This is a genomic window from uncultured Sphingobacterium sp. (assembly GCF_964277905.1).
In the GTDB taxonomy this organism is placed as follows: domain Bacteria; phylum Bacteroidota; class Bacteroidia; order Sphingobacteriales; family Sphingobacteriaceae; genus Sphingobacterium; species Sphingobacterium siyangense.
On sequence record NZ_CAXYKD010000022.1, the window covers coordinates 59,048 to 72,249 of the forward strand.

Here is a 13,202-nt window from a genome sequence, read left to right on the forward strand (position 1 = left end):
GCTCTTATTTCTTATATATGCTATGAAGTTGAATTTCAAGAAGATCTTTTTAAAAAATAAGAATGTTAAATTCTTTTATTATTTGAGTGTATTTGGACGAAAGCTGAGACCAAAGTTTCTGCTACGGAAAAAGGCCTCGGTGTTGCTGAGCAGAGATTTGACCCAGCAGTCTGAATGGGTTCGGTTTCGGATAAACTATTATAATAAACTATCTCCGCAGCGGTCTTTGTCAAACGATGCGATTCAGATCAAAGATTATAAGATGCCCAAGAAGATACGGGTTTACTATTTCGACAGTAAGCAATTTCTTGATTATTTTAATCAGCAACTGAAATTTCAGATCCTTCCAGGTGATATTATTGCTATTCCGGATAAACCTGCCTTAGTGAAAAGTAGGCCAATCGCAGGTGACAATGCTAACTCGGTATTGTTGAACCTGGATAAGAGCCGACACTTTAACTTTATTACCGACCATGTTGCTTTTCGGAAGAAGAAAAATAGACTTGTTGGGAGGAGTGAGTTTGCACAGGCACATCGGGAACTATTTTTTCAACAATACCATAGTCATCCCTTATGTGATTTAAAAAGAGCGTTTAGGTCTTCTGATCACGATTACCTTTCTATCACTGGACATTTAGCTTATAAATTTATTCTTGCCCTGGAAGGAAATGACGTAGCTACCAACTTAAAATGGATCATGTCGTCAAATTCCATCGCTGTCATGCCGATGCCAACGTATGAAACCTGGTTTATGGAAGGAACCTTATTACCGGACTATCATTTTATCTGTATTAAAAACGATTATTCGGACCTGGAAGAAAAATTACAGTTTTATATAGATCATCCCGAAGAGGCTGAAACAATTGTTAAACAGGCCAATGCCTATGTGAAATTATTTATGGATCAGGCACAAGAAGAGTTCGTTTCTCTTCATGTATTGAAGAAGTATTTTATTTCAACGGGTCAGTCGGTCGATTTATAAGCTGGCATAAATAGAAGCCATCTGTTTGGCAACACATTCATCATTAAATTTTTGAACAAATTCCAATCCTTTTTCGATCATTTCATGGCGCTTGGAGGAATCACTAAGTAAGGATATTATAGCATGCTTTATCTCTGAAATATTTGTAGGGTCAATATAGCAAGATGTCGGTCCCCCCGCTTCTGGGAATACGCCCATTTTACTGGTGATCACAGGTGTACCAGAGTAGAGTGCCTCTATAATGGGAATGCCAAAACCTTCATAAATTGAGGGATAAATGAAAATCGTTGCCGATGCATAAAGAACGGCCAATTCTTCCATTGCTAATCCTTGGAAAAAGAATATCCTGTTTTCCATGTTGTTTTGTTGCATATAGGCCATGATCTCCTGATAGTAGCGTGTTGGTTTACCTACGATAACAAGAGGGATATCAAGGTCCTTTATGGCCTTCACTACTGGTAAAATATTTTTACGCGGTTCAATGGTACCAACATTCAATAAGAAATCCTGCGGTAATTTTAACTTCTCTCGAAGATTTGCTTTCTGCTCTTCAGTTTTGATAGTTTTAAATGCTTCATGGCAGCCTTGGTAAACAACATCGATTTTTTCTTCGGGTATATGAAAGAGGTCGACAATATCGTTTTTAGTACATTCGCTTATGGCAACGATACGATCAGATGCCTCGCAGGCATGCTTGAATTTCTTCTTATAAATCCAACGATCAATTGGATGATAAAGTTCAGGATGTCTCAAAAAAATTAGATCATGAATGGTAACGATAGATTTAATATGTGCCTTTGCTAAACCTAATGGAATTTCACCAGACAGTCCATGGTAAATATCAACTTTATCTTTTTTCAAATCCCGAACAATACGTTGATTACGCCAGAGATTAGGCCAAGTAGTGTTGATAAAACCCTGTGGCAACCGGATATTTTTTTGAGATGCTGGTTGATTGATATATTGATCACCAGTTTTTGGTGTATATTTTAGATACTCATTTTCGGGAGCATACTTTTCGAGCATACGAATTAAGTCCCGACTATAATTCCCTAGACCGGTCTTGTTTAAAAAATAGCGTTTTGCATCGAACCCAATCCTCATCTTATTCCGGTTATTTTTTCGATCACCATTTCCGGTGTAATTAAATCAATTGCTTCTATTCCATCACAATCACAGGGCTTGTTGCCATAGACTGAACTTGGTCTATTGGGGTGCTCAACTTGGATGCAGTCTGTTAGCTGCTGCCCATAACCTGTGAATCCAGCATAAGGATGCGTTGCTCCCCACAAAGAAAAACACCTTACGCCCATTAACGATGCCATATGAAGTCCGGAAGAGTCCATACTGATCATGAGATCTAGATTCGAAATCAAATCCAGTTCCTCCCGCAACGAAAATTTGCCTATGGTATTATAGGTGTTGGGAAATCGCTCGGTCCAGTTTTGGGCAATCTGGAACTCTTGTTCGCCACCGCCGAACAACAAGACATCATAGCCATTGTGCGTGAGTTCGTCTATCACATTTTCCATTTTGATTTGAGGAAAAATCTTATAGCGATGTTGTGCAAATGGGGCAATACCAATTTTCTTTCGATCGAAGTTTGCAAACATACTAAAAGCAGCTTTGGGTACATCCTGCAAATTAGAAACCAATTTTTTGCTGAGCTCAAATTTGAACCCTAATGCACGAAATACGTCTGCATAGCGCTCTACGGTTAGTTTCAGTGGAACTTTAATCTTGTTGTTTTCCCGGGTTAAGGCTTTTTTTTCTTCCCGCCCTTTGTCAAGCTGCTTTACTTTTACGCCCGATAAGGAAAATAATAGATCAATTACACGCGAACGCAAATTGAAATGTAAGTCCGCAATAGCATCTGCGCCGTACTGTGCTAGCTCTTTCTTTAGCCTGACCAAACCAAAAAAACCTTTATGAATTGTTTTGGGCTCAATGGCGTGAAACCGTATGTTTTTTATTCCATCAAAAAATGGTGCAAAGAATTGCCTGCTGACCATAATAATTTCTACATCAGGGTACTGAATGCAGAATTCTTTCAATACGGAGGCAACCATGGCAACATCGCCCATAGCTGAAAATCGGGTTACTATGATCCGTTGCGGTAAGGACATGTTTTATTTTCCTGAAGAATATAGGACAGGGTTCAATGAAGGGTCGTTATACATTTTCATCTGTTTATAAACCTTCATGTATTTGTCGCCAGATGCGATTGCAGTCATCAATTCATCAATACTTTGGGACAAATCTTTCCGTTGTTCCAATAAAACGTTCAGTTTTTCTTGGCAGGAAATGATATGTGCTTCGGAAGCATCTGTGCGCAATGTTTCTTGTTCCATGTGGTAGATTTTTAAAGCCAGAATGGAAAGTCTATCAATAGCCCATGCCGGACTTTCAGTATTGATTGTTGCTGTAGGACTCGCCTGTATATCTTGAAATTTTTGTAGAAAATAACTGTCAATATACTCTACGGTATCTGTTCGGTACTGATTGGATTCATCAATACGTCTTTTCCAGTATAAGCCTTCTTGGGGTTCAATCGAGGGATTACGTACCACATCTTCCATATGCCATTGCACGGTGTCAATCCAGCATTTTAAATAGAGGAGATGTTCCAGGGACTGTTTGTCATACGGATTTTGGATTGGATGATCAATCTGATCGTAGACGTGGTAATCCTGGATAGCACGCTGAAAAATTGGATTTGCTATTGCACTAATCATGGTACAAACTTAGATAAATTGCTTTTTATATGCAATTTAATTCGCTTTACATAAAAAACAATTTATCGGTCTCTCCTCAACCATAGATAATACTTTTATTGAGGAAATATAAAATATATTATGGAGTTATTCTTACTATTCAACGCAGACATTAAGGAATGAATTGGACGATAGACTTATTTAAAATGAAAGAAGTTTTCTGTTTCCTAGAATGCCGAAAGTAATAAATCGGGAAAGATACCTAACATCAACACGGCTAAAGTACATATGATTCCAATACACAAGAGTACCCTATTGAACTTCACTGCTGGAGATCCCGTATTGTCTCTTAGAAACGCATTCAGTGGTATTTTAAAATAATAAAATAGGGAAATGACAGATGTCAATGCACCAACTAGGAGCAATGCCAATAAACCGAAGGATTGGAAGTTTTGGTATTGTTCGAACACTTTGGAAAAGACCAAAAGTTTTCCAACAAAACCTGCAGTAGGGGGGAGCCCCACCAAAGCGATTAAAACAAGTGAAAAGGAGGTGAACAGCAGTGGGTATTGCTTTCCTAAGCCGCGATACGATTCAATTGAAGTATTTCCTAAACTAGCTTCCAAAGCATCAATAAAGATGAATACCGCAATATTCATCAAAGCGTATATGGATAGATAAAATAACAGCACATTTGATTCATTATTTTGATAAACCAATACAGCCATAAGAAGTATACCCGTATGACCAATAGAAGAATAGGCCATCATCCTTTTGGCATCCTGTTGACGTAAAGCGGCTAAATTACCAATCAGCATAGTTGCAATGGCGATCGCAATAATCACATAAGTCAAGAAATCACTAAAATAAAAGGATACGTTCAGCCAGGCTGAAAGTATCTTGGATAATAGCACAACAACAGCAATTTTGGGTACTGTAGCGAGATAGGTTGTAATAACTGTTGGGGCACCCTGGTAAACATCCGGACTCCAGACATGAAAAGGAAAAAAACTCAGTTTGAAACCAATACCTGTCAGCAAAAATAGTAAAGCAATGCTTATCATGATCTGGGGTGCTTCCATCAAGCCGGCAATGTGACTTGGAGCGTCAAAATTCAGGTTTCCCGTGAAACCGTATAATAAAGACAAGCCATAGAGCATAACGGCAGCACAGATCGATCCGAACAGTACATATTTTAAAGCAGCTTCCGATTGAACTTTTGTTGAAGAGAAATAGCCAACCATAATATAGGAGCTGATCGAAACTGTCTCCACTGCAATAAAGATCATCAACCAGTTACTCGACATAGTCAATAGATTCAGACCCAGTGTTGCTGTCAATAGTACCGAATAGAGATCACCTAAGGGGCGACCATACGCTTGATGGCGTTGTTGAATGAATATACAAATGAGAATTGTTGACAACAGGATAATAAGTCGTGCCGAAGTAGCGAAAGCATCAACCTGGATCATATCAAAAAAGCCAGCCATCTCTACCTTACTGAGCCCCTGGCCCACAAGGTAACAGCCACTGAGCAATAGCCCAATGAGGGTGATGACAAAAGAGGTATGCTTCCAGTGTTTGTCAATAAAAAGACTAGCGAGGATAGTACCAATAAAAGTGACGATCAATGTCAGTTCAGGCTTAAAATAAGGAATGCTTACGATAATCTGATCGATGAAAGAACTGATATATGGACTGAATGCGAGCATGCGAATTAAATAAATTGTTGGATAAAACTCACGAGATTCAGAACACTAGCGTTTAGATTGTTAAATACTAATGCCGGCATAACTCCAAGTAATAAGGCGAGCGCTAGGGTAGGAAATAAGATGATCTGTTCGCGTGAATTTAGGTCTGTAAGTGCATTACTCCAAGATTCACCACCTTTTAAGCGAATTTGTCCAAAGAACATACGTTGCAGTGTCCAAAGTAGATAGGCTGCACTTAATAGGATACCTATGGAACCCGCAAGTGCCATCCAGCGCGGTAACCCGGTTCCTATACTCGCTGCATTGAAGGAACCGATAATGACAAAGGCTTCGCCAATAAAGGCTGAAAAGCCGGGCAGGCCCAGGGATGCAAAAAATGCGACAGCGACGTAACCTGTGTATTTAGGCATAATTTGAGCTAGGCCACGGAAACTATAGATATTTCTGTCATGTACTCGGTCATAGACCACACCAACAAGGAAAAAGAGTGCCGCTGATAAGAATCCATGGGAAATCATCTGAAACATGGCGCCAGAAATACCTTCGGCAGTCAGCGATGCAATACCAAGTAGTACAAAACCCATATGAGAGACCGATGAATAAGCAATCATTCGTTTCAGGTCTTTTTGTGATAAGGCATTCAAGGCACCATAAATAATGGATACAACGCCGATTAAGCCAAGCCACCAATTGGATAGGGCTGCCATATCGGGAAAGATGCTATAACAGATACGGATGATACCGTAACCACCAATTTTCAGGAGGATACCTGCAAGAATAATAGATACTGGTGTCGGCGCTTCAACGTGCGCATCCGGTAGCCAAGTATGTAGGGGAACAATGGGTACTTTAATGGCAAAGGCAAAGAAAAGCACAATGAAACCGATCAGCCGAGCCGAAACACCCAAAATTTCCTGGTAACCCTCCCAGCCGAAAATAGAACCCTCAAGATAATTCTGTGGATTCATCATATAGATCATGTTGAAAGTATGTGCTCCAGTCACGGGGTTGATTACTGAAAAATACAATCCTACGATAATCAACAACATAAATACAGACCCGAATAGGGTATATAGAAAGAATTTTATAGCTGCGTATTCGCGTCTTGCCCCCCCCCAGATACCGATCAAGAAGTAGAGTGGCAGTAACATGACTTCATAAAACAAATAGAATAGGAAGAAATCCAATGCGCAGAAAATCCCCATAACGGCCATATTAAGTACCATGAGCAAGGCAAAGTATCCCTTCGGACTTTTCTGGATATTCCAAGAGGCGCCTATAGCCATCAGCATAACAAAAGCACTCAGCAATAACAAGGGCATGGAGATCCCATCAATACCAATAAGATAATCGATCTCTAATTTACCTATTGATCCTAAATCTAATCGGATCCAGGAAAGTTGCTCAACAAATTGATAGCCCGCCAGATCTTGGACTCCTGTTTTGCTTGCATCAAATTGTGCATAACATATTCCGGCCAGTACAAATTGTATTGCTGTGAATGCTAAAGCAATATATTTGTAACTCGATTTATATCGTGTTGGTAGGGCGAGAATGAGCGCCGTAGCCAATAGCGGTAAAAATATCAATAAGGATAAAATAGGCATTTCCTAAAAGAATATAAGATAAATTAAACCAAGTAAAACTAATAAAAAGACGGAATACAATGTTGTCTGTAGCTTTCCATTTTGGACCAGGCGAACCTGATTGCCTGTCCAATAGGCTACAGTAGCAACCGTATTAACAAAACCATCTACAATATATTTGTCTATCCAAACACTTAACTGAGAAAGGGATAAGACGATAAACTGAATCAAAGAAACGAAAGCGTCAACGATATGACGGTCAAACCAATAGCAGAACTGTGCTAATTTTAATGTGCCATTAACAAAGACTGCTTGGTAAAACTCATTGATATACCCCTGGTTGAAAGCGGCTTTTAATGCCTGGCTATCGGGGTTCAAAGGGTATTTAATCTGTACATACCATTTCCAGCCAATGATCCAGCCAATAACAGAACCAAGAAGCAGTATTGCAGGGATAATAAGGTGCGCACTATGGCTTGGTGCAAAAGTATATTCATCCAATAATAGGCCGTCCATCAACCAGGAATCGTGATACGAAAACGGATTGAAAGAAAACAGTGGAAATAAGCAGAACAGTCCCAAAACAAACATGGGGATCAACATGGTCTTTGGCGCTTCATGCAACGGATGATCATGTAGTTTGCCCTGAAGTTGTTTCAACAGTCTGAACTCCCCAAAAAAGGCTTTGAATAGCAAACGACAGATGTAGAAAGCCGTTAAAATACTCACCAGAATCAAACTTATGGGGATGATAAGGTATAAATTACCTTTTGAAATAGCCCATTCAAAGGAAGAGATAACGATACTATCTTTGGATAGATAACCTGAAGTCAAAGGGAATCCTGCAAGTGCTAGCGAAGCTATGCTCATCAGCACGAAGGTCTTTGGCATATATTGACGTAGCCCGCCCATATTCCGTAAATCCTGCGGGTCAAAGTCTAGGTTGCTATGTTCTTTAAGATGGGCCATTTCATGAATGACAGCTCCGGCAGAAAGAAACAACAGGCACTTAAAGAAAGCATGAGTTGTCAGATGAAATAAAGCAGCATCCCATGTTCCAATGCCAATGCCAACCATCATAAAACCAAGCTGCGATATGGTCGAAAAGGCAAGAATACGTTTGATGTCGTATTGGCCAACCGCGAAGTATGCGGCCAAAGCAGCGGTTATTGTACCAATGATGGCAATAAATAATAAGGCAGATTCATTAAATAATGGAAATACGGTAGCCAGAAGGAATACACCAGCAGCAACCATTGTCGCGGCGTGAATCAACGAGGATACGGATGTAGGGCCTTCCATGGCATCAGGAAGCCATACATGTAATGGAAATTGTGCAGATTTAGCCATAGCTGCCAAGAAGAAGGCTAAGCCTGCAATGGTAAGCCAAATCTGAGGTAAGCTATTGACTGGAGATATCCATAATCCTTGGGCGATTGTGGATTGATAGATTAAGCCATTGTCCCCAAATAGATCGATTAAATTGAGGGTTTTGAACTGTGTAAATAGGATCGCAAGCCCAATTAGAAAACCGAGGTCGCCGATGCGATTGACCAAAAATGCCTTTTTATTGGCTTGTACAGCTGTCTCACGTGTGAACCAGAAGCCGATGAGGAGATACGATGCAAAACCGACCAATTCCCAAAAAACATACATCAACAGGAGGCTATCCATAATGACCAATCCCAACATCGCAAAACAGAAAAGGCTGAGATACATCCAATAACGGTGAATACCTGCATCGCCATGCATATAGGCTCTGGAGTATATATGTACGGGTAAGGCAACAGTCGGTACCAAAAAAAGCATCAAAGTGCTCAAATTGTTCAGCAGGATACCAACTTTAAATGACGTTTCACCGATGGTGAACCAATTTACCTGAATTGATACCGCGGGATTATTCCATATGGAGAACCAGGTTAAGCCGCCAGCGATAAAGCTGAGGATGATGGCCGTGAGAGAAACAAGGCCGGACTGGTCGCGTTTACCTACTATTGCTTGATATACGAACGCCGCTAATGGTGCTATCAAGGTAAGCAACGCGGTCAGAAGGGGTGATATGTGAACAAATTGATCCAATGCTTACTTGTCTTTTAATTGGTTTATCTCATCCGGATTAATGGTTTTGTAATGTCTATAAACATTTAATACGATAGCCAATCCAACAGCGACTGCGGCCGCAGCAAGAACGATGGCAAATAATGCAAAAATTTGCCCACCATAACTCAATTTATCATATTTTCCAAAAGCAACAAAGTTCAGGATAGCGGCATTGATCATCAACTCAATACCGACCAAAATCATAATTGCATTTTTCTTGGAAAGAACGGTATAAAGACCAATGCAAAAGATGCAGGCACTGACAACTAAAAAATGCGTCAGCGTAATCATATTGTACGCTCCTTTCTGGATAAATGTGAGGCACCTATCAAGGCCATCATCAAAAACACGGATATGATTTCAAATGGCAATACATAAAAAGTCATAAAACGTAATCCGATCTGATGAATATTATTGTCTGTTGCGACAATCTCGGTGTTATTTTCCCTAGCTTGTAAAATCCACGTAGAAGGGGCTTGTTGCCATTCAATAATGCCGTATAGCATGAGTAACAGGAAGCCAAGCACTACTGGAATAGTCTGCCATTTGGGTATGCTTAAGAATGAACCGCTACTATCTTGGAGATCTTTTAAAAGCTCTTTATTGGAAAGCATAAAGGCAAATAACATCAATATGAGCACGCCGCCAACATAAACCATAATTTGTGTAATGGCTACAAAATCGGCCAAAGCAAATAGGTAAAGTCCTGCCATTGCAAATAGCACAATAAAAAACAAGAATAAAGCACGTGCAATATTTTTAAGATTGACGAGCAAAAGTGCTGAACCGATTGCTAGGGTAGCAAAGGCGTAGAATAAAATACTTTCCATCTTTTATTTTTGCTTTGCTGCCTCCTTTTCAGCTTGAAACTTGGTCCATTCTGCTTTACGTTGTGCGACCTCGCTATCGGTCATATCTGAGAAACCATAGATAAGATCAGTCAGTTTTTGTGAGCTGCGGTCATATTCGTTGGTCATGGTAATACATTCTGTCGGACATACGACAGTACATAGCCCACAATACATACATTTGGCCATATCAATATTGAATTTGGCCGGGTATAGTCTTTTAACGCTACCATCGGAAGTTTTTCCAATCGCTTCCGGTGATTTGATGGCTTCGATTTCGATGCAGTCGACAGGACAAGCCTTTGCGCATAAATCACATACAATACAGTCCTCGATATCGACTTGCAGCTGATAGCGGGCAACCTCGGGGATAGGCATTTTTTCACGTGGGTATTGAACAGTAACAATACCTTCCTGCTGATCAAAGTAGTTATCCTTTTTGATATTTAATTCCGTTCGCGAACGTCGGGCACCAAACAAGTGTTTCACAGTCAAAGATAAGCCCTTGATTGCCGTACGAAATGCATGCGAAGCCGTTTTAAATATCATATCCTATGCTATAACTAAAATTCGCCAAATTGCAGAAATGGCCATACAAAGAAAAGCCAGCGGCGTCAATACTTTCCAACATAAACTCATCAGTTGATCTGCACGCAACCGTGGTAATGTCCATCGAATCCACATTTGGATACCAACAATAAACAATGATTTGGCTAAGGTCCAAAATATTCCCCACACCAAGCCTGTGGTCCAATCGGCCAAACGTATCGCACCTATGTTTGGTAACGGTGTATTCCAAGCTCCTAAGAATAGAACAACCCCCAACATCGATACCAAAAACATCATGGCATACTCCGCCAAAAAGATAAAGGCAAATTGTATCCCGCCATATTCTGTATGGAAGCCACCGACCAATTCAGATTCGGCTTCCGGGATATCAAAGGGAGCACGATTACACTCGGCAAGGGTTGCGATAAAGAATATGATGTAGGTGATAATCAAATGTGGAGCCTGAAAAATATTCCAGGCGAAGAGGCCCCCAATCTCATTGACTTCCCAAAGGCCCAAGAATTTAATGCTTCCATTGGTTAGGATGCCCTGTCCAATAGCGATTTCATTTAAATTTAGGGTTTGGGTTAGCATAACGACCGTAATCAGTGAGAGGCCTACCGGAATTTCATAGGATACCATCTGTGCTATGGCACGCATGGATCCTAATAAAGAATATTTGTTGTTAGATCCCCAGCCAGCCATTAAAATGCCCAAAGCATCAATGGAGATGATGGCCATTATGAAGAACAGACCCGTGTGCGTATCCGCTGGAATAAAATCTTTAGCCCAGGGAATAACGGCAAAACCTGTAAATACAGCCACGAAAATAACGATAGGAGCAACTCTAAAGAGAATTTTATCGGCCGATGAGGGAGTAATTAATTCTTTTTGTAATAATTTGAGAATGTCGGCGATCGTTTGGAGACTGCCATACTTTCCTGTTTCCATCGGTCCTAGACGATCTTGTACAAATCCTGCGATCTTTCGCTCGGCATATACTGCAAACAAGGTGAAAGCTGCTATAAAGGTGAAAATAGCAATGGGAACCAAGATATGTAGTATTGTTTCTAACAAGTCTTATTTATAATGATTTTTAATAAGAGACCAATGAATACGCAAACTTAACGAAAAACAGGGAATTTAGATAAGGAAAAATTAAAATATACTTAACAAGTAGATTATCGTGACAATAGCGTAACGACAAGTAATCATATCTTGTTCGAGTGGGTGGTTTCGGACAGCTGTAATGCCATCCATGTTAGCTCAGATGAAAATAAAAAAGCACCCCGAGGGATGCTTTTTTAGGATATAAATCGAAATCGGATTAACGATTTGAAAATTCAACGTAGTCGCGCTCTGTGTGGCCAACGTATACTTGTCTTGGACGACCGATAGGTTCTTTGTTTTCGCGCATTTCTTTCCATTGTGCAATCCATCCCGGTAGACGGCCTAAAGCAAATAATACGGTAAACATATCTGCTTTGAAACCTAATGCACGGTAGATGATACCTGAATAGAAGTCAACATTTGGATAAAGTTTTCTGTCGATGAAATATTGGTCATTCAATGCTGCTTCTTCAAGCTTTTTAGCGATATCCAATACCGGATCTTGAACGCCTAATTTCTCCAAGATATCATCACATGCTTTTTTGATGATCTTAGCACGAGGGTCGAAGTTTTTGTAAACGCGGTGACCGAATCCCATTAAACGGAAAGGGTCGTTTTTGTCTTTTGCTTTAGCAAGATATTTTTCAGCATCACCACCATCGTTTTTAATGGCCTCCAACATCTCGATTACGGCTTGGTTTGCACCACCATGTAATGGTCCCCATAATGCATTGATACCCGATGCAACGGATGCATAAAGGTTTGCATTGGATGAACCAACGATGCGAACAGTAGATGTTGAACAGTTTTGCTCGTGATCAGCATGTAAAATCAACAATTTGTGCATGGCGTCAATGACAACAGGATCGAATGTTTTTTCATCGTTAACTTCTCCGAATAACATGTTTAGGAAGTTGTCAATGTAGCCAAGGTTGTTTTTTGGATAAACAACAGGATGACCTAATGATTTCTTTTGAATCCAAGAAACGATTGTTGGCATTTTTGCCAAAAGATTGATGATCGTTTGATCTTCTTCTTCGTCTGTTAAGTTTGGATTTAAAGATTCTGGATAAAATGCCGACAATGCGCCTACTAAACACGAAAGTTGGCCCATTGGGTGAGATTTGGATGGGAATCCAGCGAAGAAGTTTTTCATATCTTCGTGAATCATCATTTGCTTTTTGATGTCAGCTCTGAATTTTTCCAATACCTCTTTTTTTGGAAGCTCTCCATAAATCAACAAATAAGCAACTTCCAAGAAAGTCGATTTCTCTGCCAATTGTTCAATTGGATATCCTCTATATCTCAATATGCCTTTTTCACCATCAAGGAAAGTAATCGCACTTTTCGTTGCACCTGTGTTTTTGTATCCTGGGTCTAACGTAATAAATCCGCTTAGATCTCTTAATTTGGAAATATCAACTGCTTTTTCATTTTCAGTACCGACAATGACCGGAAGGTCATACGAAGTGCCGTCTAAATTTATAGATGCTTTATCTGACATGTTTATATATTATCTTATATCTGATTTGTTATGCTAATCTCACAAATTTAACTATTTGATATTTAAAATTGAAAGTTCTTTTGGAATTAAAATGACA

The 13,202-nt window shown here is 39.9% G+C and carries 12 protein-coding genes; 1 reads left to right on the forward strand and 11 read right to left on the reverse strand.

Features of this window, described 5'->3' with window-relative positions; genetic code table 11:
* Positions 1-22: 22 nt before the first annotated feature.
* A complete protein-coding gene (locus ACHWSC_RS09535; RefSeq protein ID WP_394676582.1) occupies positions 23-982 on the forward strand; it encodes a glycosyl transferase family 90 in 960 nt (319 codons plus the stop codon).
* Here the strand turns inward: ACHWSC_RS09535 and ACHWSC_RS09540 are convergent.
* The 11 genes from ACHWSC_RS09540 to ACHWSC_RS09590 form a co-directional block, all read right to left on the reverse strand.
* On the reverse strand, positions 977-2,086 hold the full coding sequence (locus tag ACHWSC_RS09540; RefSeq protein WP_394676583.1) for a glycosyltransferase family 4 protein: 1,110 nt from the start codon (positions 2,084-2,086) through the stop codon (positions 977-979). The two genes, ACHWSC_RS09535 and ACHWSC_RS09540, sit on opposite strands and share 6 nt — an antisense overlap.
* Complete coding sequence (locus ACHWSC_RS09545; RefSeq protein WP_394676584.1) at positions 2,083-3,108, reverse strand: glycosyltransferase family 9 protein; 1,026 nt, start codon at positions 3,106-3,108, stop codon at positions 2,083-2,085. The genes ACHWSC_RS09540 and ACHWSC_RS09545 overlap by 4 nt, the downstream gene beginning before the upstream one ends.
* 3 nt (positions 3,109-3,111) lie before the next feature.
* Positions 3,112-3,717, reverse strand: coding sequence for a DUF4254 domain-containing protein (locus tag ACHWSC_RS09550; protein ID WP_075994236.1), 606 nt, complete (start codon positions 3,715-3,717; stop codon positions 3,112-3,114).
* Between the two features lie 206 nt (positions 3,718-3,923).
* Entirely contained in the window at positions 3,924-5,408 is a 1,485-nt protein-coding gene (locus ACHWSC_RS09555) for an NADH-quinone oxidoreductase subunit N (RefSeq protein ID WP_394676585.1), read from the reverse strand.
* 5 nt (positions 5,409-5,413) lie between these two features.
* Positions 5,414-7,015 (reverse strand): NuoM family protein, encoded by a 1,602-nt coding sequence (locus tag ACHWSC_RS09560; RefSeq protein WP_394676586.1) that lies wholly within the window; start codon positions 7,013-7,015, stop codon positions 5,414-5,416.
* 3 nt (positions 7,016-7,018) lie between these two features.
* Positions 7,019-9,025 carry an NADH-quinone oxidoreductase subunit L gene (locus ACHWSC_RS09565; protein WP_394676587.1) on the reverse strand — a complete coding sequence of 669 codons (2,007 nt, stop codon included), beginning with the start codon at positions 9,023-9,025 and terminating at the stop codon, positions 7,019-7,021.
* Positions 9,026-9,076: 51 nt separating this feature from the next.
* Positions 9,077-9,385 carry an NADH-quinone oxidoreductase subunit NuoK gene (gene nuoK, locus ACHWSC_RS09570; RefSeq protein ID WP_075994232.1) on the reverse strand — a complete coding sequence of 103 codons (309 nt, stop codon included), beginning with the start codon at positions 9,383-9,385 and terminating at the stop codon, positions 9,077-9,079.
* Positions 9,382-9,924 (reverse strand): NADH-quinone oxidoreductase subunit J, encoded by a 543-nt coding sequence (locus ACHWSC_RS09575; RefSeq protein WP_088162988.1) that lies wholly within the window; start codon positions 9,922-9,924, stop codon positions 9,382-9,384. The genes nuoK and ACHWSC_RS09575 overlap by 4 nt, the downstream gene beginning before the upstream one ends.
* A gap of 3 nt (positions 9,925-9,927) precedes the next feature.
* The gene (locus ACHWSC_RS09580) at positions 9,928-10,491 is read right to left on the reverse strand and encodes an NADH-quinone oxidoreductase subunit I (RefSeq protein WP_046672765.1); all 564 of its coding nucleotides are present in this window, start codon (positions 10,489-10,491) and stop codon (positions 9,928-9,930) included.
* A 3-nt stretch (positions 10,492-10,494) separates the two neighbouring features.
* The gene (gene nuoH / locus ACHWSC_RS09585; protein ID WP_075994229.1) at positions 10,495-11,568 is read right to left on the reverse strand and encodes an NADH-quinone oxidoreductase subunit NuoH; all 1,074 of its coding nucleotides are present in this window, start codon (positions 11,566-11,568) and stop codon (positions 10,495-10,497) included.
* 250 nt (positions 11,569-11,818) lie between these two features.
* Positions 11,819-13,105 (reverse strand): citrate synthase, encoded by a 1,287-nt coding sequence (locus tag ACHWSC_RS09590; RefSeq protein ID WP_075994228.1) that lies wholly within the window; start codon positions 13,103-13,105, stop codon positions 11,819-11,821.
* Positions 13,106-13,202: the final 97 nt, after the last annotated feature.